General features: G+C 51.9%; 21 protein-coding genes. 9 read left to right on the forward strand and 12 right to left on the reverse strand.

Going from position 1 to position 22,160, the window contains the following annotated elements:
• The first annotated feature begins 74 nt into the window (after positions 1 to 74).
• Genes lolC through cobB form a run of 5 tightly spaced genes read left to right on the forward strand, consistent with a single transcriptional unit; the run spans position 75 to position 4,991 of the window.
• Positions 75 to 1,274, forward strand: coding sequence for a lipoprotein-releasing ABC transporter permease subunit LolC (lolC, locus tag ACE15A_RS08875; RefSeq protein WP_053509506.1), 1,200 nt, complete (start codon positions 75 to 77; stop codon positions 1,272 to 1,274).
• The gene (gene lolD / locus ACE15A_RS08880) at positions 1,267 to 1,968 is read left to right on the forward strand and encodes a lipoprotein-releasing ABC transporter ATP-binding protein LolD (protein WP_001033714.1); all 702 of its coding nucleotides are present in this window, start codon (positions 1,267 to 1,269) and stop codon (positions 1,966 to 1,968) included. Before lolC ends, lolD begins: the two co-directional genes overlap by 8 nt.
• Entirely contained in the window at positions 1,968 to 3,212 is a 1,245-nt protein-coding gene (gene lolE / locus ACE15A_RS08885; protein ID WP_023248252.1) for a lipoprotein-releasing ABC transporter permease subunit LolE, read from the forward strand. The genes lolD and lolE overlap by 1 nt, the downstream gene beginning before the upstream one ends.
• Before the next feature lie 28 nt (positions 3,213 to 3,240).
• The gene (gene nagK / locus ACE15A_RS08890; protein ID WP_023248253.1) at positions 3,241 to 4,152 is read left to right on the forward strand and encodes an N-acetylglucosamine kinase; all 912 of its coding nucleotides are present in this window, start codon (positions 3,241 to 3,243) and stop codon (positions 4,150 to 4,152) included.
• 17 nt (positions 4,153 to 4,169) lie between these two features.
• Complete coding sequence (cobB, locus tag ACE15A_RS08895; protein WP_023248254.1) at positions 4,170 to 4,991, forward strand: Sir2 family NAD+-dependent deacetylase; 822 nt, start codon at positions 4,170 to 4,172, stop codon at positions 4,989 to 4,991.
• An 84-nt stretch (positions 4,992 to 5,075) separates the two neighbouring features.
• Here the strand turns inward: cobB and potD are convergent, their stop codons facing one another.
• From potD to potA, 4 genes are read right to left on the reverse strand one after another with little or no spacing between them, the layout of a single operon-like run.
• Entirely contained in the window at positions 5,076 to 6,122 is a 1,047-nt protein-coding gene (gene potD, locus ACE15A_RS08900; protein ID WP_023248255.1) for a spermidine/putrescine ABC transporter substrate-binding protein PotD, read from the reverse strand.
• A 24-nt stretch (positions 6,123 to 6,146) separates the two neighbouring features.
• Positions 6,147 to 6,926 (reverse strand): spermidine/putrescine ABC transporter permease PotC, encoded by a 780-nt coding sequence (potC, locus tag ACE15A_RS08905; protein WP_053509505.1) that lies wholly within the window; start codon positions 6,924 to 6,926, stop codon positions 6,147 to 6,149.
• Positions 6,923 to 7,780: a spermidine/putrescine ABC transporter permease PotB gene (potB, locus tag ACE15A_RS08910; protein WP_023248257.1), complete on the reverse strand. Its 858-nt coding sequence runs from the start codon at positions 7,778 to 7,780 to the stop codon at positions 6,923 to 6,925. The genes potC and potB overlap by 4 nt, the downstream gene beginning before the upstream one ends.
• Positions 7,764 to 8,900 (reverse strand): spermidine/putrescine ABC transporter ATP-binding protein PotA, encoded by a 1,137-nt coding sequence (gene potA / locus ACE15A_RS08915; protein WP_023248258.1) that lies wholly within the window; start codon positions 8,898 to 8,900, stop codon positions 7,764 to 7,766. Before potA ends, potB begins: the two co-directional genes overlap by 17 nt.
• 250 nt (positions 8,901 to 9,150) lie before the next feature.
• On the opposite strand from potA, the gene pepT reads away from it, so the two are divergent.
• Complete coding sequence (gene pepT / locus ACE15A_RS08920; RefSeq protein WP_053509503.1) at positions 9,151 to 10,377, forward strand: peptidase T; 1,227 nt, start codon at positions 9,151 to 9,153, stop codon at positions 10,375 to 10,377.
• A 131-nt stretch (positions 10,378 to 10,508) separates the two neighbouring features.
• On the opposite strand, the gene ACE15A_RS08925 is transcribed toward pepT, so the two are convergent.
• From ACE15A_RS08925 to rluE, 8 genes are all read right to left on the reverse strand, one after another.
• A complete protein-coding gene (locus ACE15A_RS08925) occupies positions 10,509 to 11,630 on the reverse strand; it encodes a cupin domain-containing protein (protein ID WP_053509501.1) in 1,122 nt (373 codons plus the stop codon).
• Positions 11,631 to 11,710: 80 nt separating this feature from the next.
• Positions 11,711 to 13,174, reverse strand: coding sequence for a two-component system sensor histidine kinase PhoQ (gene phoQ / locus ACE15A_RS08930; protein ID WP_053509499.1), 1,464 nt, complete (start codon positions 13,172 to 13,174; stop codon positions 11,711 to 11,713).
• The gene (gene phoP, locus ACE15A_RS08935; protein ID WP_053509587.1) at positions 13,174 to 13,845 is read right to left on the reverse strand and encodes a two-component system response regulator PhoP; all 672 of its coding nucleotides are present in this window, start codon (positions 13,843 to 13,845) and stop codon (positions 13,174 to 13,176) included. Before phoP ends, phoQ begins: the two co-directional genes overlap by 1 nt.
• Positions 13,846 to 13,971: 126 nt before the next feature.
• A complete protein-coding gene (purB, locus tag ACE15A_RS08940; protein WP_023248262.1) occupies positions 13,972 to 15,342 on the reverse strand; it encodes an adenylosuccinate lyase in 1,371 nt (456 codons plus the stop codon).
• Positions 15,343 to 15,345: 3 nt separating this feature from the next.
• Positions 15,346 to 15,987, reverse strand: a complete 642-nt coding sequence (hflD, locus tag ACE15A_RS08945) for a high frequency lysogenization protein HflD (protein WP_053509585.1) — start codon at positions 15,985 to 15,987, stop codon at positions 15,346 to 15,348.
• Between the two features lie 86 nt (positions 15,988 to 16,073).
• Positions 16,074 to 17,180: a tRNA 2-thiouridine(34) synthase MnmA gene (mnmA, locus tag ACE15A_RS08950; RefSeq protein WP_053509497.1), complete on the reverse strand. Its 1,107-nt coding sequence runs from the start codon at positions 17,178 to 17,180 to the stop codon at positions 16,074 to 16,076.
• Positions 17,181 to 17,233: 53 nt separating this feature from the next.
• The gene (locus tag ACE15A_RS08955) at positions 17,234 to 17,695 is read right to left on the reverse strand and encodes an NUDIX hydrolase (protein ID WP_053509495.1); all 462 of its coding nucleotides are present in this window, start codon (positions 17,693 to 17,695) and stop codon (positions 17,234 to 17,236) included.
• Between the two features lie 9 nt (positions 17,696 to 17,704).
• Positions 17,705 to 18,358, reverse strand: a complete 654-nt coding sequence (rluE, locus tag ACE15A_RS08960; protein ID WP_023248266.1) for a 23S rRNA pseudouridine(2457) synthase RluE — start codon at positions 18,356 to 18,358, stop codon at positions 17,705 to 17,707.
• Positions 18,359 to 18,529: 171 nt separating this feature from the next.
• Between rluE and icd the strand changes: the two genes are divergently transcribed.
• The 3 genes from icd to ACE15A_RS08975 all read left to right on the forward strand — a co-directional run bounded on the left by icd (position 18,530) and on the right by ACE15A_RS08975 (position 22,043).
• Positions 18,530 to 19,780: an NADP-dependent isocitrate dehydrogenase gene (gene icd, locus ACE15A_RS08965; RefSeq protein ID WP_000444464.1), complete on the forward strand. Its 1,251-nt coding sequence runs from the start codon at positions 18,530 to 18,532 to the stop codon at positions 19,778 to 19,780.
• Between the two features lie 437 nt (positions 19,781 to 20,217).
• Complete coding sequence (locus ACE15A_RS08970) at positions 20,218 to 20,784, forward strand: tyrosine-type DNA invertase (protein ID WP_000824704.1); 567 nt, start codon at positions 20,218 to 20,220, stop codon at positions 20,782 to 20,784.
• 518 nt (positions 20,785 to 21,302) lie between these two features.
• On the forward strand, positions 21,303 to 22,043 hold the full coding sequence (locus ACE15A_RS08975; RefSeq protein ID WP_070804689.1) for a transport protein: 741 nt from the start codon (positions 21,303 to 21,305) through the stop codon (positions 22,041 to 22,043).
• Positions 22,044 to 22,160: the final 117 nt, after the last annotated feature.

Genomic DNA, 22,160 nt, shown 5'->3' on the forward strand with positions numbered 1-22,160 from the left:
ACGGTTCAGACATTTACGCATTCCGCTTTCGCTTATATACTCGGGACTTTGCTAACAGCAACCAGACGGATTACATGTATCAACCTGTCGCTCTATTCATCGGCCTGCGTTACATGCGCGGGCGTGCAGCAGATCGCTTCGGTCGCTTCGTTTCCTGGCTTTCCACTATCGGCATTACCCTGGGGGTGATGGCGCTGGTCACGGTATTGTCGGTGATGAACGGTTTTGAGCGCGAACTGCAAAATAACATTCTTGGTCTGATGCCTCAGGCCATCCTCTCTGCTGAACATGGCTCTCTTAACCCGAATCAGATGCCGGAAAAAGCCGTGAATCTGCAAGGCGTTAACCGTATTGCGCCGCTGACAACGGGCGATGTTGTACTGCAAAGCGCACGTAGCGTTGCGGTTGGCGTGATGTTGGGTATCGATCCGGCGCAAAAAGATCCGTTAACGCCGTATCTGGTCAATGTGAAGCAAAGCGAACTACAGCCGGGTAAGTATAATGTCATCCTCGGCGAGCAGCTCGCCGGACAGTTAGGGGTCAACCGCGGCGATCAGATTCGGCTAATGGTGCCATCTGCCAGTCAGTTTACGCCAATGGGACGCCTGCCCAGCCAGCGTCTGTTTACGGTGATTGGCACGTTTGCCGCCAATAGCGAGGTCGATGGTTATGAAATGCTGGTCAATATTCAGGACGCGTCGCGTTTAATGCGCTACCCGGCAGGCAATATTACCGGCTGGCGTCTATGGCTGGATGAACCGCTGAAAGTCGATACCCTTAGTCAGCAGACGCTGCCGCAAGGCACGAAGTGGCAGGACTGGCGCGAACGCAAAGGCGAGTTGTTCCAGGCTGTGCGCATGGAAAAGAACATGATGGGATTGCTGCTGAGTCTGATTGTAGCGGTCGCGGCTTTTAACATTATTACTTCGTTGGGCCTGATGGTCATGGAGAAGCAGGGCGAAGTGGCGATTTTACAAACTCAAGGGCTGACGCCCCGACAAATTATGATGGTCTTTATGGTGCAGGGCGCCAGCGCCGGTATTATCGGCGCGCTGTTGGGCGCCGCGCTGGGCGCATTGCTTGCCAGCCAACTGAATAACCTGATGCCAGTCATCGGCGCGTTTCTGGACGGCGCCGCGTTGCCCGTGGCGATAGAGCCGTTACAGGTGATCGTTATCGCGCTGGTGGCAATGGCCATCGCGCTGCTTTCTACGCTTTATCCTTCCTGGCGCGCTGCCGCCACTCAACCCGCTGAGGCTTTACGTTATGAATAAGATCCTGTTGCAATGCGACAACCTGTGCAAACGCTATCAGGAAGGCACCGTACAAACAGACGTGTTGCACGATGTCAGCTTCAGTATCGGCGAAGGTGAAATGATGGCGATCGTCGGCAGTTCCGGTTCGGGTAAAAGTACGTTGCTGCATCTGTTAGGCGGGCTGGATACGCCCACCTCCGGCGATGTGATTTTTAGCGGCCAGCCGATGAGCAAACTCTCTTCTGCGGCAAAAGCGGAACTACGTAACCAGAAACTGGGGTTTATCTATCAGTTTCACCATCTCCTGCCGGATTTTACGGCGCTGGAAAACGTGGCGATGCCATTATTGATTGGCAAAAAGAAACCGGCGGAGATTGACGCGCGGGCGCGAGAAATGCTGCACGCCGTAGGGCTGGAACATCGCGCAACCCATCGGCCTTCGGAACTTTCCGGCGGTGAGCGCCAGCGTGTCGCGATAGCGCGCGCATTGGTGAATAACCCGCGTCTGGTGCTGGCGGATGAGCCGACCGGTAATCTGGATGCGCGTAATGCCGACAGTATTTTTGAGCTTCTGGGCGAGTTAAATCGTCTGCAGGGAACCGCATTTCTGGTGGTGACTCACGACTTGCAACTGGCGAAACGTATGAGCCGCCAGCTTGAGATGCGCGATGGTCGCCTGACGGCGGAACTGAGCCTGATGGGGGCTGAGTAATGGCGTCGCCTTTATCATTGTTAATTGGGTTGCGTTTTAGCCGTGGACGGCGGCGCGGCGGTATGGTTTCGCTCATTTCCGTCATTTCTACCATCGGTATCGCGCTGGGCGTAGCGGTATTGATTGTCGGTTTAAGCGCGATGAACGGTTTCGAACGCGAGCTGAATAATCGTATTCTGGCGGTGGTGCCGCACGGGGAGATTGAAGCCGTCAATCAGCCGTGGACCAACTGGCGTGAAGCTCTGGCAAAAGTGCAGAAGGTGCCGGGCATTGCCGCCGCCGCGCCGTATATCAACTTTACCGGCCTGGTAGAGAGCGGGGCGAATTTGCGCGCCATTCAGGTTAAAGGCGTCGACCCTAAGCAAGAGCAACAGCTTAGCGCGCTACCGTCATTTGTGCAAAATCACGCCTGGGATCATTTCAAAGCGGGCGAGCAGCAGGTCATTATTGGCAAAGGTGTCGCCGATGCGCTGAAAGTGAAACAGGGCGACTGGGTGTCCATCATGATCCCCAATGCGAATGCCGACCATAAGCTGCTCCAGCCCAAACGCGTGCGTTTGCATGTCACCGGGATTCTGCAACTGAGCGGCCAGCTCGATCACAGCTTCGCCATGATCCCGCTTGAGGATGCGCAGCAGTATCTGGATATGGGGTCCAGCGTTTCCGGTATCGCGCTTAAGGTCCATGACGTGTTTAACGCCAATAAACTCGTGCGTGACGCGGGTGAGGTGACTAACAGCTATGTCTACATTAAGAGCTGGATCGGCACTTACGGCTATATGTATCGTGATATCCAGATGATTCGCGCCATTATGTATCTGGCGATGATTCTGGTGATCGGCGTGGCCTGTTTTAATATCGTTTCCACCTTAGTGATGGCGGTAAAAGACAAAAGCGGCGACATTGCGGTATTAAGAACACTGGGGGCGAAAGATGGTTTAATTCGTGCCATTTTCGTTTGGTACGGACTACTGGCGGGCTTGTTAGGCAGCTTGATTGGCGTGGCGATCGGCGTTGTCGTTTCGCTTCAGCTTACTGCCATTATTAATGGGATTGAAAAGGCGATCGGGCATCAGTTTTTGTCCGGCGATATCTATTTTATCGACTTCCTGCCATCCGAATTGCATTGGCTGGACGTTGTTTACGTACTGGTCACGGCGTTGTTGTTAAGCTTACTGGCGAGCTGGTATCCGGCGCGGCGGGCGAGCAACATTGACCCTGCGCGAGTATTGAGCGGCCAGTAATCGCGGGATATAAAAACAAGGAGCGGTGATGTATTACGGGTTTGATATTGGCGGGACAAAGATTGCGTTAGGCGTATTTGATTCGACGCGGCGGCTGCTGTGGGAAAAACGGGTTCCCACGCCCCATACCGGCTATAGCGCCTTTTTAGACGCCGTGTGCGAACTGGTCGCGGAAGCCGACCAGCGATTTAGCGTAAAAGGGTCGGTAGGGATTGGCATACCCGGTATGCCGGAAACCGAAGACGGCACGCTGTACGCCGCGAATGTTCCGGCGGCCAGCGGTAAGCCACTGCGCGCCGATCTCAGCGCCCGTCTGGATCGCGATGTGCGTCTGGACAATGACGCTAACTGTTTTGCCTTATCCGAAGCCTGGGATGATGAATTCACGCAATACCCTTTGGTTATGGGCCTTATCCTCGGCACTGGCGTCGGCGGCGGTCTGGTGCTAAATGGGAAGCCGATTACCGGTCAGAGCTATATCACCGGCGAGTTTGGTCATATGCGTTTGCCGGTGGACGCGCTAACGTTGATGGGATTTGATTTTCCTCTCCGCCGCTGCGGATGCGGTCAGATGGGTTGCATTGAGAATTATCTGTCCGGGCGTGGCTTTGCGTGGCTATATCAGCATTATTATCATCAATCGCTACAGGCACCGGAGATTATCGCCTTGTGGGAGCAGGGCGATGAACAGGCGCACGCGCATGTTGAGCGCTATCTGGATTTACTGGCGGTTTGTCTGGGGAATATACTGACGATTGTCGATCCCTGCCTGTTGGTGATCGGAGGCGGACTATCGAACTTTACGGCAATAACAACGCAACTGGCGGAAAGACTGCCGCGCCATCTCCTCCCTGTTGCCCGCGTTCCGCGTATTGAGCGTGCGCGGCATGGGGATGCCGGTGGGATGCGTGGCGCTGCTTTTTTACATCTTACCGACTAATTAAAAAAGAGGTTGTTATGCAGTCGCGTCGGTTTCATCGATTAAGCCGCTTTCGTAAAAATAAACGTCTGTTGCGTGAACGTCTGCGTCAGCGGATCTTTTTCAGAGACAGAGTGGTGCCGGAAATGATGGAAAACCCAAGAGTATTAGTCCTTACAGGTGCAGGAATTTCTGCAGAGTCTGGTATTCGTACGTTTCGCGCGGCGGATGGTCTTTGGGAAGAGCATCGGGTTGAAGATGTGGCGACGCCGGAAGGATTCGCCCGCAATCCGGCGCTGGTGCAGACGTTTTATAATGCCCGCCGTCAGCAGCTTCAACAGTCGGAAATTCAACCTAATGCGGCGCATCTGGCGTTAGCGAGGCTTGAAGAGACGCTTGGCGATCGCTTCTTGCTGGTGACGCAAAATATCGACAATTTGCATGAGCGCGCGGGTAATCGCAACATCATTCATATGCATGGCGAGCTGTTGAAGGTGCGCTGTTCGCAGAGTGGCCAGATTCTGGAATGGAACGGTGATGTGATGCCGGAAGATAAATGTCACTGCTGCCAGTTCCCGGCGCCGCTACGCCCGCACGTGGTGTGGTTTGGCGAGATGCCGCTTGGCATGGATGAAATATATATGGCGCTGTCGATGGCGGATATTTTTATCGCCATCGGTACATCCGGTCATGTCTATCCGGCTGCGGGTTTTGTGCATGAAGCAAAACTGCACGGCGCGCATACGGTGGAACTGAATCTTGAGCCAAGTCAGGTCGGTAGCGAGTTTGAAGAGAAGCACTACGGCCCGGCAAGCCAGGTCGTGCCGGAATTTGTTGATAAGCTCTTGAAAGGTCTGTAGTTCTATTTGCCGGATGGCGCTGCGCTTATCCGGCCTACATTCATGTTACGTTCATCTGTAGGCCAGATAGGCGCTTTGGCTGAATTAGCGTCCGGCTTTTAGCTTCTGATAATACTCTTCATAAATTGCGCTGGCGTCGCCGACATCGTTTTGCCACTCGCCTTTGCTGATGGTTTGCGCATCCGGATAGAGCGACTTATCATTGGCGACCTCCGGGCTTAACAGCTTACGCGCCGCCAGGTTTGGGGTAGGGTAGCCGATGGTTTCCGCCACCTCTTTCGCAACGTCAGGACGCAGCAGGAAGTTGATTAGCTTCAGCGCGCCCTCTTTATTTTTCGCGTTCGCCGGAATAGCCAGGCTATCCATCCAGAAAATGCCGCCTTCCTTCGGCCAGACGACCTCCAGCGGCGTGCCAGCCTGACGAGCAACGAAGGCCGAGCCGTTCCACACCATCCCCAGGTTGACTTCCCCTTCCATATACGGATTCGCCGGATTATCGGAGTTGAAGGCCGCTACGTTTGGCATCAGTTTTTTTAACTCTTCATATGCTGCTTTGATCTCTTTCGGATCGGTGGTGTTACCGGAATACCCCAGCTTGCGCAGCGCCATCTGGAATACTTCTCGCGCATCGTCGGTTAAAAGTAGGCTATTTTTATATTCCGGTTTCCATAAGTCAGCCCAGCTGGTAATGGTTTTTGGATCGATAGCATCGCTGTTCACGCCAATCGCCGTTGCGCCCCAGATATACGGAACAGAATAATCGTTATTGGGGTCAAACGGTTTGTTGAGCATTTCCGGATCGAGGTTGTGGAAATTGGTTAATTTCGACTTATCGATCTTCTGGATCATGCCTTCTTTGCGCATTTTGTCGACATAGTATGTAGAAGGAACAACCAGGTCATACGCGCCATCTTTATAGGTTTTGAGTTTGGCATACATGGTTTCATTCGATTCGTAGGTTGAATAAATAACCTTAATGCCTGTCTCCTTCGTGAACTGTTCCAGCAGTCCAGGCGGTACATACTCAGTCCAGTTATAGAAATAGAGTGTGTTGTTGTCATCGGCATGAGCGGCACTCATACCCAGCGCCAGGGCGCCCGCCGCGAGCAGGTGGCGTGACCATTTTTTCATTTAACGTCCCCTGAATTACGGGCCTTACCGGCCCTTGGTTTTATCACGAGCAATAAGCTGGCTGGCAATGACCATTACCAGAGACAGCACCAATAACACGGTCGCCAGCGCGTTCACTTCTGGTGAAACGCCGACTTTTACCATGGAATAAATCTTTAAGGGTAAAATTTCATAGCCCGGCCCGGTGACAAACGACGAGACCACCACATCGTCCATCGACAACGTAAAGCTCAGCAACCAGCCCGCCGCCACCGCTGGCATCGCCAGCGGCAGAATGATTTTACGTAAAATCGTTACCTCACTGGCCCCCAGGTCTTTTGCGGCCTCCAGCATTCTGACATCAAAGCCTTTCAGGCGCGAATAGACCGTGACGACCACAAACGGCAGGCAAAAGGTAATATGCGAGAATAGCAACGACCAAAAGCCCAGTTGAATGCCGAGTAACATAAACAGCACCAGCAAGGAGATCGCCATCACGATATCCGGCGACATCATCACCACAAACAGCATCCCGCTGACGAATGGCTTCCCGCGAAAGCGGTAGCGATAAAGCGCCACCGCTGTCAGCGAGCCGATTAGCGTGGCGAAGGTTGCTGAGAAAATCGCCATCGTCAGCGAATGTTGAGCGGCCTGCAACAGACTGTCGTTATTGACCAGCAGTTCGTACCATTTAGTGGTAAAGCCCTGCCAGTTAATGCCGAACCGCGAACTGTTGAAGGAGTTCACAATCAGAATAATGATGGGAATATACAGATACGCGTAGATGGCAGTCATGAAACCGCCACGCAGCAGTCGACCGATCATTCAAGTTCCACCTTCTTATTCAACAAGCGGGAAGCCCGCCAGTAAATCAGCAGCATCAGTCCCATCACGATGGTCAGCGTAATGCTGGTGGCCGCACCAAACGGCCAGTCGCGGATATTCAGGAACTGCACCTTAATCACGTTGCCAATCAGCAGGTTTTTCGCGCCACCCATCAAATCGGAGACGTAAAACAGTCCCATTGCCGGCAGCATCACCAGCAGGCAACCGGCGACAATGCCTGGCATGGTCAATGGAATAATGATGCGGATGAACGTTTGTATTTTACTGGCACCGAGATCGCGTGCGGCCTCCAGTAGCGGTTTATCGAGCTTCTCAATGCTGGAGTAGAGCGGCATGACCATAAACGGCAGTAAAATGTAAACCAGGCCGATAATAACTGCGCTCGGGGTGAACATGATGCGAATCGGCGTATCAATCACACCCAGCCACAACAGGAATTCATTGAGATAGCCTTTAGTGCTCAGAAAAATTTTCAGCCCATAGATGCGGATCAGCGAGTTGGTCCAGAAAGGAACGATCAGCAAAAACAGCAATAACGGGCGTATCTTTTCCGGTAGCTTCGCCAGAAACCAGGCAAAAGGATAGCCCAGCACCAGGCAGGAGAGGGTGGCGATCAGCGCCATATTCAGAGAGTGCAGAAGCACTTCAAAATAGAGCGGATCGAGCAGGCGCGCATAGTTATCCAGCGTAAAGACCATCTTGACGAACCTGGCGTCGTCACGGGTCAGAAAGCTGGTGCCAATGATCATCAGGTTGGGCAGAAAGACAAACAACACAAGCCAACCGACGATAGTGACAATCACTACATTCTGGAATTTACTTGTGTTCTTCATCAGCCAGTACGACCTCCCAGCTTTCTACCCAATTAATGGCCATTTTTTGGTCAAGTGAATGGTCGAAGTCAGGATCGTCTTCGTTGAAGAATTCGCTGACCATCACCATTTTGCCATTTTCCAGTTCAACCACCGACTCCAGCGTCATACCTTTGTAATTGCGCTCGCGTACGTAGCCGATAAGCCCTTCGATGTGGTTATCATCGTTGATCTCATCGACGCGTAGATCTTCGGGTCGCAGCAGTACATTCAGCTTTTGACCTGGTTCGACAGCGAAATTGACGTAAATATTGCACTCCCGACCTTCGACATTGGCGCGGACGCGCTGCTCATCAAGCCGTTCAATGACGGTAGCGTCAAAGCGGTTAATTTCACCGATGAAACCAGCGACAAACAGATTTTTAGGCTCTTCATAGATTTCACGCGGCGTGCCGTCTTGCTCAATAACGCCATTACGCATTACCACGATACGATCGGACATGGTTAGCGCTTCTTCCTGATCGTGAGTGACAAAAACAAACGTGATACCGAGTTTACGCTGTAATGCTTTAAGCTCGTTTTGCATTTGTTTGCGCAATTTATAGTCCAGCGCGGAGAGCGACTCATCCAGTAATAACAGACGAGGCTTATTCACTACCGCGCGGGCGATAGCCACACGCTGCTGCTGTCCGCCGGAAAGCTGGTGCGGCTTACGTTGTGCAAATTCTTCAAGCTGCACCATACGCAGCGCGTCGGTTACGCGAGGCGCTATCTCGGCAGCGGGTGTTTTTTGCATTCGTAAGCCAAACGCGACATTTTCAAACACCGTCATATGCGGAAATAAAGCGTAGCTTTGAAATACGGTATTCACATAACGATTTTCGGCGGGAACGTGGGTAATATCCTGGTTATCCAACATAATATGCCCGGCATCAACGGTTTCCAGACCGGCAATCAGGCGAAGAACGGTTGTTTTACCACAGCCGGAAGGGCCAAGCAGCGTGAGGAATTCGCCGTTGTTAATGGTCAGATCCAGTTGCGAAATGACCTCTTTGCCATCGAAACTTTTGCTAATTCCCGACAAAAGCACCAGCGGTGAAAGCGAACGCGGTTGTTTATTCAATTTCTTACTCTGTCCCATGTAGACGCAACGGATGGCTGACCGCTGCGGGGTTTGTGGTTAACCACCTTAATCACTCTTAATGAGGGCGGTCATTCTACGGCAAACCACTGTAATCGCCAATCCTTGTTGCGAATTACTGACTTAGCTTTATAGTCAGAAAGCGTGTCAAAGTGAAATATTCTTGTTTGCAGGGATAAAAGTGACCTGACGCAATATTTGTCTTTTCTTGCTTATGAATAATGTTGTCACGAAAAGTGAGGGTGACTGCATGGATAAACTACTTGAGCGTTTTTTACACTACGTATCGCTGGATACCCAATCAAAGTCGGGTGTTCGGCAGGTTCCCAGCACTGAGGGACAGTGGAAGTTACTACGTTTGCTCAAACAACAGCTCGAAGAGATGGGGCTGGTTAACATTACATTAAGCGAAAAAGGGACGTTGATGGCGACGCTCCCGGCCAATGTTGAGGGTGATATTCCCGCCATTGGTTTTATCTCCCATGTGGATACCTCTCCGGATTTCAGCGGTAAAAACGTTAACCCGCAGATTGTCGAGAATTACCGCGGCGGCGATATTGCATTAGGGATTGGTGATGAGGTGTTGTCACCCGTGATGTTCCCGGTACTGCATCAATTGCTGGGACAGACGCTGATTACTACCGATGGTAAGACATTGCTGGGTGCGGACGATAAAGCCGGTGTTGCGGAGATCATGACCGCGCTGGCGGTGCTGAAAGGGAATAATATTCCCCACGGCGAAATTAAAGTGGCGTTTACGCCTGACGAAGAGGTAGGGAAAGGCGCGAAGCACTTTGACGTTGAGGCCTTTGGCGCGCAGTGGGCCTATACGGTCGACGGTGGTGGCGTGGGAGAGCTGGAGTTTGAAAACTTCAATGCCGCCTCGGTGAATATCAAAATTGTCGGCAATAACGTGCATCCCGGTACGGCGAAAGGCGTAATGGTCAATGCGCTGTCGCTGGCGGCGAGGATTCACGCGGAAGTGCCGACGGATGAAGCGCCTGAAACCACCGAAGGCTACGAAGGGTTTTATCATCTGGCCAGCATGAAGGGCACCGTTGACCGGGCCGACATGCATTACATTATTCGCGATTTCGACCGTAAGCAATTTGAAGCGCGCAAACGCAAAATGATGGAGATTGCCAAAAAAGTCGGTAAGGGGCTGCATCCGGACTGCTACATCGAACTGGTGATTGAAGACAGTTATTACAATATGCGCGACAAAGTGGTTGAGTATCCGCATATTCTCGATATCGCCCAGCAGGCCATGCGCGACTGTCATATTACGCCGGAGATGAAACCGATTCGCGGCGGTACCGATGGGGCGCAGCTTTCGTTTATGGGCCTGCCGTGTCCTAATCTCTTTACTGGCGGATATAACTATCATGGTAAACATGAGTTTGTGACGCTGGAAGGGATGGAAAAAGCGGTACAGGTGATTGTACGTATTGCGGAGCTGACGGCGAAGCAGCCGTAATGTTGCGGCCGGATGATTGAGTGCCGGATGGCGCAAAGTCAGATGACGCCGCTAACGCGTCTTATCAGGCCTACAGGATCGCTGACCCTGTAGGCCTGATAAGCGAAGCACCATCCGGCGCTACAGTTAATTTATCCTTCGAAGAACCAGTATCCGCTGTTCACCAGCGCCGCCAGCATCGCGAGAAAAGACGGGTCTTCCAGCGCAGCGCCGAAGTTGTCGGCGGACAGTACCATATGGCTGGCGAGCGCCTCCAGAGCGGGGCGGTGCGGGGAGTCTATTTTTTCGCCATTCGCATAGACATCATCGCCGATACGCAATACGCGAAGCCCGCCGAGACGTACCAATGCCTCGCCTTGCTTTAAGGCATCGTAAATTTCATCAGGCTGATACGGCGGCTCCGGCGGCGCGATATCCAGTTCATGGCGTGACTGGGAGATAAACTCGCCAAGCCACTGCTGGAAATGCGCGGGTTGATTGATCAAATCGAGCATCATATTGCGCAGTTTATCCATCTCCTGCGGCAGGATATCCGCCGGATGTTCGCGAGACGGCATATTCGGGTCGCTGTAGTATGTGTTGCCCAGCTCCCGTTGCAGGACGTAATCGGCAAAACCGCTGATCAACTCACGGCTATTGGGCGCGCGAAAACCGACCGAATAGTTCATGGCGTTTTCCAGGGCATAACCTTCATGCGGGAATCCAGGCGGAATATACAGAATGTCGCCCGGTTCCAGTTCTTCGTCAATAATGGCGTCGAACGGATCGACCTGCAGTAGGTCGGGATGCGGGCAGTGCTGACGCATTTGCAGCTTTTCGCCCACGCGCCAGCGACGGCGACCGGTTCCCTGGATAATAAACACATCATACTGATCCAGGTGCGGGCCTACGCCGCCGCCGGGAACGGAAAAGGAGATCATCAGATCGTCGATACGCCAGTCCGGCAGCGCGCGGAACGGGCGCATCAACGCGGCGGTTGGTTCGTGCCAGTGGTTTACCGCCTGCACCAGCAGCGACCAGTTGCTCTCACCCAGATGATCGTAGCTTTCGAAAGGGCCGTGGCTGACCTGCCATTTGCCATCCTGATGGCTAACGAGACGACTGTCGATTTCGCTTTCCATCGCCAGCCCCGCCAGCTCATCCGGCGAGAGCGGATCGATAAAGTTGGTAAACCCACGTTTTAAGACCACCGGACGTTTTTGCCAGTGGCGTTCAAGAAAGTCGGGCCAGTTAAGAGTTAATTGGTATTCCATGTTAAGTATCCGCAGGCTGGTATCTGACACCGATTATAACGGATGCTTAACGAGATGCGTGGAAGAACGCACAGAAATGTTTATTCCTCTTTCTGTGTGGGATGCTGTCGGCCAAAAACGACCTCCATGCGGGCGCCGCCGAGCAGACTGTCGCTGGCGATGATCTGCCCGGCGTATTGTTCCGTAATCTCGCGAGCGACAGCCAGCCCCACGCCTTGTCCTGGTCGTAGGGTATCGGCGCGCTGACCGCGATCAAACACCAGGGAACGTTTACTGTGGGGAATGCCTGGGCCGTCATCTTCGACGAAAATATGCAAATGATCGTCGGTCTGGCGAGCCGAAATCTCGACAAACTCCAGACAATATTTACAAGCGTTGTCCAGGACGTTGCCCATCACTTCGACAAAATCGTTTTGCTCGCCGACAAAACTGATCTCCGGTGAAATATCCATACTGATATTCACGCCTTTACGCTGATAAACTTTATTTAGCGCGGAGATCAGGTTATCTAACAGCGGCGCGACGGGATGTAGTTCGCGGCTTAACAAAACACCGCTACCGCGCATACTGGCGCGATGCAAATAATAGCCAATCTGCTGAGAAATCCGGCTGATCTGTTCCAGCATCACCGGTTCGGCTTTGCTGACGCTCATCTTCTCGTTGCGTAAAGAGCGTAACGTACTCTGCAAAACCGCGAGCGGCGTTTTTAAACTATGCGTCAGGTCGGTCAGGGTCGTGCGGTATTTGTTGTAACGTTCACGCTCACTTTTTAGCAGTTGATTAAGGTTACGCACCAGGCTGGTCAGCTCACGCGTCGTCTCCGGATTGAGCATTTCGCGGTGATGATCTTCAAGCTCACGAACTTCCCGCGCCAGCGCCTCGATAGGGCGTAAGCTCCACCAGGCGGCGATCCACAGTAAAGGAATGACTAATAATAAATTGGCGGCCAGCACGTACACGAACCAGCTCCACACCATATATGAGCGTTTTAGCTCTATCGGAATGGTATCGACCACCACAATCGTTAACTGCGGCATCCGCGCCGTAGCAGGATAAATATTCACCGCTACTGAGTGGGTCATTTCCGCATCATTGTCATCTGCACGTACTTCTTTTAGTTTTTCCTGCGCGGAATGGTCTTCGCTCAACAGCGTGCTGGTGGCGTCTACGTTAGTTTCAATTTCATGGAAGCCGTTCGTTTTTAACCATTCCGGTTGAACACTTTTAATCAGCCAGGGAATGTTGCGCTGCGTCCATAATAATTTGCCCGTTTCATCGTAAATCAGCGTCATGGTTGGGCTTTGCATGTCCAGATGTTCAGGCAGCTCAACGCTGATTTTATTATTTTCCCATTTAGCGAGGGTATAAAACAGATTGCTTTCGCCGCGCAGCAGACGAAATGTGGTTTTATCAAAACTCACACTATAGCCGACCAGCGCAACCATGCCATACGCCAGAGAAAGCACCAGCACGACGCCGGCTGTCGCCAGCAAAAAACGAACCCGTAGCGACAGCGGCAGAAAATGGCGAGCAAATTTATTCATTAGCGCAATTCAAAAAGATATCCTTGTCCGCGTACGGTGGTAATGACATCGTGCGGATACTGGGTCTGTATTTTTTTTCGCAGACGCCCCATCAGGACATCAATGGTATGGCTTTCCCGCAGTTCCGCATCCGGATACAGTTGAAGCATCAGCGAATCTTTGCTGACCACTTTACCGTTGTTACGGATAAGCGTTTCCATAATGGTGTATTCGAACGCCGTGAGTTTGATGACCTCTTCATTGACGGATAATTCCCGACGTGAGAGATCCACCTGGAAAGGCGGGATGTTGATCACCTGGGAGGCCAGGCCGCTATTACGGCGCATTAACGCTTGCATACGCGCCATTACCTCTTCGATGTGGAACGGCTTCGTCACGTAATCATCGGCCCCGGAGCTGAGAACCTCAACTTTATCCTGCCAGCCTTCGCGCGCGGTTAACACCAGCACTGGCAGTGAAACATCACTGCTGCGCCAGCGGCGTATTAAGGAAAGACCGTCTTCATCCGGCAGACCTAAATCGACAATAGCGATATCCGGAAGGTGCTCATTAAGGTAGTAATCTGCTTCCCTGGCATCTTCTGCGGCATCGACCTGGTGACCTGAATCCTGGAGCTGAACCTTCAGGTGGTGGCGTAATAATGCATTATCCTCTACAACCAGTACGCGCATCATCTCTTCTCCCTTGTGTTAACAATAAGAACAGTCTAGCGTTGATTATGGTGCTTTGGGGATAAACAGTTAATAAACCAGACAAATAGTCACCCTCTTTCTGAAGAAAAGAGGGTGAGGCACGCATTATTTAAGTTCGTCGACCAGAGTCACGGCGCGACCGATATAATTTGCCGGCGTCATGGCTTTAAGGCGCGTTTTTTCAGCTTCCGGCAGGGCCAGACTATCAATAAACTGTTTCATTCCTTCGGCATCGACACGCTTGCCTCGGGTCAATTCTTTCAGTTTTTCATAGGGTTTTTCAATACCATAGCGGCGCATGACGGTCTGGATCGGTTCGGCTAATACTTCCCAGTTGTGATCCAGTTCGTCAAGCAGACGATCGCGGTTCACTTCCAGCTTGCTGACGCCCTTCAGGGTAGACTGATAAGCGATAAGCGCATAGCCGATGCCGACGCCCAGGTTACGCAGGACGGTTGAGTCGGTCAGATCGCGCTGCCAACGGGAAACCGGCAGTTTGTTTGCCAGATGGTGTAACACCGCATTAGACAGACCCAGGTTGCCTTCTGAGTTTTCAAAGTCAATGGGGTTAACCTTATGCGGCATGGTGGAAGAACCGATCTCCCCGGCGATGGTTTTCTGTTTGAAATGGTTTAACGCAATATAGCCCCAGACATCGCGATCGAAGTCGATCAGAATGGTGTTAAAGCGCGCGATACAGTCAAACAGTTCCGCAATATAATCATGCGGTTCAATCTGGGTGGTATAGGGGTTCCACTGGATGCCCAGCGAGGTGACGAATTCTTCGCTGAACTGATGCCAGTCAACTTCCGGATAGGCGGCGATATGCGCGTTATAGTTACCTACGGCGCCGTTAATTTTACCGAGGATCTCCACCTGGTTTAGCTGGCGAAACTGACGCTCCATACGATATGCCACGTTCGCCATCTCTTTACCCAGGGTGGAAGGCGTTGCTGGCTGGCCGTGGGTGCGGGAGAGCAGAGGAATGTCGCGATACTGCGTGGCGAGATCTTTCACCGCGTTAATCACCTGACGCCAGTAGGGCAGGATCACTTCATCGCGCGCGGTTTTGAGCATTAACGCGTGTGACAGGTTGTTAATGTCCTCAGAGGTGCAGGCAAAGTGGATAAACTCGGAAACGGCATGTAGCGCCGGGATCGCGGCGACTTTTTCTTTCAGAAAATACTCAACCGCTTTCACATCGTGATTAGTGGTGCGCTCAATGGTTTTAATGCGCGCAGCATCTTCTTCATTGAAGTTTGCAACGAGAGTATCCAGGTAACCGTTTGCGTCGGCAGCAAAAGCAGGAACTTCCTTGATCGCTGCGTGCGCGGCTAATTTCTGCAGCCAACGTACTTCGACTTGTACACGGAATTTCAGCAAACCGTATTCGCTAAAAATCCCGCGCAGCGCGCTGACTTTATCGCCGTAGCGTCCATCGACAGGGGAAACGGCGGTCAGTGAGGATAATTCCATAGATCATAACTCCGGGGTTAAATGAGCAAGAATTTGTTTTGCCTGAGTCGTCAGGCGATGACGAGAAAACATAAGCTGTAGGCGACCACCGCCTACCTGATGCCAGAGCACGGCTGCGCGGATACCTGCCAGTAGCGAGGCGCGGACTTTGGCCTGAACCTGCGGGCTTTGCAGTACGGCCGGGGAGCCCGTCACCTGAATGCGCGGGCCCAACGGGCTAATCACATCCACGTAGATACCCGCCATGGCGCTCATTAGCGTGTCTGACTGTAAATCAAAATGGTCAAGCTGGCGCTGAAGGCCGTTAATGCGATCGCCTAACGTATTCAACGCGCCTTTGGCGGATGACAGCTTGCGCTCCAGCACCATCAGGCTAAGTGTATAACGAGTCAGTTCGGCGTTAAGTCCTTGTCGGTTGCTGGCATTCAGCACGCCGAGCAGCGTTTCCAGACCAAGACGCAGGTTAGCTTCACTGCCGCCGAACACGCCCAGAGTAGAGCTGGGATTCATATCAATGACACTGTTGAGTGAAACGTGCAACGCGTCGGCATCACAGTGCCCCTGGTGCGCCAGTTGTTGTACCAGGCGTGCCGACTGGCAAATGCCAGACAGCGCGAGGGTGATGTCATAATAATTCTTTGCCACAATCACTGCTTCCTTGTATCAAATAAAATACACTTCATCTTTTAAGCCGCTTTGAGGCGACTTGAATGATGTTGTGTATTGAATAATCAGACCGTCAGCGGCAGTCGCTGCTCGATAATACCGCCGCCCAGGCAGACTTCGCCGCTGTAAAAGACAGCGGACTGGCCCGGCGTAACGGCGGCAACCGGCTCGTCAAAGATGACCTCAATACGATCGTCATCCAGCGCGTTAATCGTGCACGGAATATCGGTCTGGCGGTAGCGGGTTTTTACCGTACAGCGCAGGGTGCCGGTGAACGGTTCACGATCAACCCAATGTAGTTGCTGGGCGATGAGGCCTACTGACATCAGGCGAGGGTGTTCATGCCCCTGGGCGACAATCAACACATTGTTTTCAACGTCTTTATCCACCACATACCAGGGGTCTTCGCTACCGTCTTTGGTGCCGCCAATTCCCAGCCCTTTACGCTGACCGAGCGTATGATACATCAGACCCTGATGCTCGCCGATTTCATCGCCGTCAACGGTAATGATTTTCCCCGGCTGCGCAGGCAGATAGCGCCCTAAAAAGTCGCGGAATTTGCGCTCGCCGATAAAGCAGATACCGGTAGAATCTTTTTTCTTTGCGGTTACCAGCCCCAGATCTTCGGCGATTTTACGCACCTGCGGTTTTTCCAGCTTGCCAACCGGGAACAGACTTTGCGCAATCTGCTCATGACCAAGCGTATAGAGGAAGTAGCTCTGATCTTTGTTGCCGTCGAGCCCGCGCAGCAGGCGGCTTTTGCCGTTTACATCCGCGCGACGGACGTAGTGGCCGGTGGCGATATAGTCGGCGCCTAAATCTTCTGCGGCGAATTCAAGGAAGGCTTTAAATTTGATCTCTTTATTACACAGAATATCCGGGTTCGGCGTACGGCCTGCTTTGTATTCTTCAAGGAACAGTTCAAAGACATTATCCCAATATTCTGCGGCAAAATTGACGGTATGCAGTTCAATGCCGAGCTTGTCGCAGACGGCCTGCGCGTCAGCCAGATCGTCTGCTGCGGTACAGTATTCCTCACCGTCGTCCTCTTCCCAGTTCTTCATGAACAGGCCTTCTACCTGATAACCCTGTTGTTGCAACAGCCAGGCGGAAACGGAGGAATCGACACCGCCGGACATGCCGACGATCACTTTTTTTGGGCTTTCTGACATTGGAATACTCGCGACATTGAACTTCAAGGCGGCGTATTCTACCACGCAGCCCTTTACTTGACACCCTCTGTAAATGGCCAGTTAAATTCGCCCACCATGGATAAGGGGTAATGTTGTCCCGTTTGATAACTGCGAATGCTTTCAGCCACCAGCGGAGATCGTAAATTAGGCGCGTTCAGAATTTCGTCGGCACTCACCCAGCGGCAGCAATCGATATCATTGTCATGGGGTTCGGTCGCGCAAATATGATCAAGCTTGATAGCAAATAAAAAGCGCAGGAACGGGGTCTTATCCGGCGCAATCCACTGGTGCATACGGATAAAACACTGTGGTTGCGCCGTAATGCCTGTCTCTTCCCACAGTTCACGCGCGGCGGCCTGCGCCAGCGTTTCATCTGCTTCCAGATGTCCGGCAGGTTGATTCCATAACGATTTACCGTTGATGGTTTCTTCCACCACCAAAAATTTATCTTCGGCATGTACTATACAGGCGACGGTCACGTGTGGTTTAAACATGTTTTTTCCTTATTCTGTCGCATCCCGCCATTCACCGTTGGCAAGATTATCCAGCGTATAGTTTCCCATCGCATAACGTATCAGGCGCAAAGTTGGATGACCAACATGCGCTGTCATACGCCTTACCTGGCGGTTACGACCTTCATATAAAGTGACTTTTAACCAGGCGGTAGGGATATTTTTGCGTTCGCGAATCGGCGGGGTGCGTGGCCACAGCCAGTCCGGTTCCGCGACAATCTCAATACCGGCGGGCAGGGTAGGGCCATCGTTGAGCGTGACGCCAGTACGAAGCGCCTGCAGCGCTTCGTGATCCGGGATGCCTTCTACCTGAACATAGTAAATCTTGCCGGTACGTTTGCCCGGTTGCGTAAGACGCGCCTGTAGCGCGCCGTCATTAGTCAGCACCAAAAGTCCTTCGCTGTCGCGGTCCAGGCGGCCTGCGGCATAAACGCCTTGCACAGGAATAAAATCTTTTAACGTGCGGCGGCCTGCTTCATCCGTAAATTGTGGCAACACATCGTAAGGTTTATTGAACAAAACCACGCGTTTTGGCTGGTTTTCTTTCCGTGGTTTAGATGCCTGTCGTGAGCTGAATCGCTTAACGTAGTGATTTCTAAAAGAAGTTTTTTGCATGGTATTTTCAGAACTTATTAATTGCCGCATTATAGCGCAATAACGAGTATCTTTCATGGCGGCAAACAATAGGGTAGTATTGACATGCTCATTACAAAACATTAACAAAAAATTGCTCTAACGCAGTCGTGCAGCAGGACGCCATTGCACATGCAGCGCGATGACAGACGAGCAAACCAGAAGCGCTCGAAGGAGAGGTGAATGGAAAGCAAAGTAGTTGTTCCGGCGGAAGGTAAAAAGATCACCCTGCAAAACGGCAAACTCAACGTTCCTGAGAATCCGATTATCCCGTTTATTGAAGGCGATGGTATCGGTGTTGATGTCACTCCAGCCATGCTTAAAGTGGTCGATGCCGCCGTCGAGAAAGCCTATAAAGGCGAGCGTAAAATTTCCTGGATGGAAATTTACACCGGAGAAAAATCCACACAGGTTTATGGCCAGGATGTCTGGCTTCCCGCTGAAACCCTTGATTTAATTCGTGATTACCGTGTAGCGATTAAAGGTCCGTTGACCACGCCAGTTGGCGGCGGCATTCGCTCTCTCAATGTGGCGCTGCGTCAGGAGCTTGACCTGTACGTTTGTCTGCGTCCCGTTCGTTACTATCAGGGCACACCAAGCCCGGTGAAACATCCGGAACTGACTGATATGGTCATCTTCCGTGAAAACTCTGAAGATATTTACGCCGGAATTGAATGGAAAGCTGACTCTGCAGACGCCGAGAAAGTAATCAAGTTCCTGCGCGAAGAGATGGGCGTGAAGAAAATTCGCTTCCCGGAACACTGCGGTATCGGTATCAAACCGTGTTCTGAAGAAGGCACCAAACGTCTGGTTCGCGCGGCGATTGAATACGCGATTACCAACGATCGCGATTCCGTCACGCTGGTGCATAAGGGCAATATCATGAAGTTCACCGAAGGCGCGTTTAAAGACTGGGGCTACCAGTTGGCGCGCGACGAGTTTGGCGGTGAGCTTATCGACGGCGGTCCGTGGCTGAAAATTAAGAATCCGAATACGGGTAAAGAGATCGTAGTTAAAGATGTTATCGCCGATGCGTTCCTGCAACAAATCCTGTTGCGTCCGGCGGAATACGACGTTATCGCCTGTATGAACCTGAACGGTGACTATATTTCCGATGCTCTGGCGGCTCAGGTTGGCGGTATCGGTATTGCACCGGGGGCGAACATCGGTGATGAGTGTGCGCTGTTTGAAGCGACTCACGGGACTGCGCCGAAATATGCGGGCCAGGATAAAGTCAACCCAGGCTCCATTATTCTGTCTGCGGAGATGATGCTGCGTCACATGCAGTGGTTCGAAGCGGCGGATCTAATCGTTAAAGGTATGGAAGGCGCGATTGCCGCGAAGACCGTGACCTATGACTTTGAACGCCTGATGGAAGGCGCTAAGCTGCTGAAATGTTCAGAGTTTGGCGACGCGATTATCGCGAATATGTAATATCGATAATTGTTAAAAACAAAAACGGGGACTTAACGTTCCCGTTTTTTGTTGCTTCGGAAAATCTTCCTTCAACTTCTCACTATTTAGACTTCCAGTTGTACAAGGTGGCTTCAGAGATACAGGTCTTGTGACAGACCATCCTTAGCAGTCCGTCCGGCTTCAACCGACTTAAGCACAGCGATAATTTACTGCTCAGTAAAACGAGCTTTACGCATAGCGTTCTCCTTCGTTGGCAGATTGATTATGCCGGATAGTTACAATCCACCCAAGTTACGGAGAACACAATAATCTATGTAGTCAAAACACTGATGTCATGATAATAACTAACTGGATTTTAAGATGTTTCCTCATAGAGGTTTTTCAATAAAAAATTAAGCTCATCAGATCAGTAACTTTTTAAATTATTTCTTACTTGATTATGATGAGGATGATTAGTGAAAAGAAAATATCTTACGCAAGAAGAGATCGAAAAACTGCTGTCAGCGACTGACAGAATGCCCTTCCCGGAAAGAAACCGCTGCTTAATCCTGATGGCGTTTATTCATGGCTTCCGGGCCAGTGAGTTGCTGGGGCTGCGCTTATCAGATATTGATCTTGCAGGGAGACAGCTTTATATCCGGCGCCTCAAAAATGGCTTTTCAACGTGTCACCCCCTCCTTCCTGATGAGTATAACGTACTGAAAAGCTGGCTCAGGGCCAGGAAGTATCTTGAGAAAGGAGCTGACGGAGACTGGCTGTTCCTGTCGCTGCGGCGGCATCCGCTCAGCAGGCAACAATTTTTTTACATACTCCGTGAGGCAGGGCGGCTGGCCGAATTAACGATAGCGCCACATCCTCATATGCTGCGACATGCCTGCGGCTACGCCCTTGCTGACAAAGGGATTGATACACGACTCATACAGGACTATCTGGGACACAGGAATATCCAGCACACCGTAAGATACACCGCAAGTAACGCCGGGCGCTTTCATGGAATATGGCGAAAAAAACGCCGGGTATGACCGTACGTTCTGACTCATATTGTTAAATCAAAGAGAGGTCTGTTCAGGGACGAACTGACTTACAGAATAAATATATAAATCAACTGATTGCTATGTTTTTCACTGGTCTTTTCGTACTCCGCTCAGGGTGCAATTACCCTGCGGCAGAGGAATTTATTGCCAGGGATGCTGACGGCCTGTGCAGCCGAAAAGCAAATCCGGGCAGGATGTCAGAGTGCTGTGTTCAGGCTGGGGCCAGACGTCATTTTTTATACAGATATGGAATGGCTCCCGGCCCACGAAAGGGTGCGGACATTTTGTTTCCACAATTCGAAGCTGTTGCTGTTGCTGCGCATTGCCGGGCTGGCAATAGCCTGAGGAGAACAATCTGATGACGTAAGAATATGCAGGAATGTCCACCAGACGGGGGCGCACCGGTAAGTACCGGTACAGCACGGGAGCAAAAATATTTTTGATCCTGCTGACGGTATTCACTGTCGCAGCGCTGTTCGGCCTGTACCAGGTCCTGACGTACTGATATGCAGACGTTAACCAGGGTACTGCCGCCTCTCCGGCTGATTATGTTTTGTCAGTCAGGAGAAAATCCTGCGCAGTTTCCGGATACCGGCGGTCTTTGCGTGGAAGACAGCGTTCGTCTCAGGACACCAGAAGGGCTGCTGGATCGGTTGCGCCGGTGGCCAGGCGCGATGGTGATATCCGCCGGACGACCATCAACCCAGCTTTTACTGTGGCAACAGGTTTTTCAGCGTTATCCGCGGACAGTGGTTTTTTGCAGCAGTAACGCGTTTTTACCGGTTGACGTCAGTGTGGAAGGTTACTTCCGCCATCTGAGGCTGATTAAATGCGCCATGCCGGTAAGGGTTCTGGCCAGAATGGCTGAGCTGGCCATGTGGTCATCAGTACAGACATCGCCTTACGTGGAGGAGATGAAGAACGTGTTGAGCGTGCCGGAACTGGTGATGGAAATAAACAGCCGCACTCTGGTCCGGTTACTGTCAGAGCGTCTGCCAAAACAGGGGCGGCGGGTGCTGGGATTACTGTTATCAGGCTGTAGCCCGGAAATGACGGCCCGTATGCTGGGGACCGGCGTGAGGCAGGTCTGGCTCGCGGAGCAAACGCTGAAACAACGCTGGGATATACCGGCAGGAGTACCGCTACCTGATGCGGTAAGAATAAGGATGCCGGATGTCAATCCGGACATCAATCAACCGATTGCTTTGGTAAAAGCCGGGGCAGGTAACGCATCGGATTTACGCTGACAGCGCGTTCAGGTTATGCCCCGCAGTATTCAGAATCATTCTGTTACGTTCTGAGTAATTTATTTTACGCCAAAGAAATATGGCATTCATCGTTGTCTGGAAATACAGCGGAACGTG

The sequence above is a fragment of the Salmonella sp. HY31 genome (assembly GCF_042604575.1).
In the GTDB taxonomy this organism is placed as follows: Bacteria; Pseudomonadota; Gammaproteobacteria; order Enterobacterales; family Enterobacteriaceae; genus Salmonella; species Salmonella diarizonae.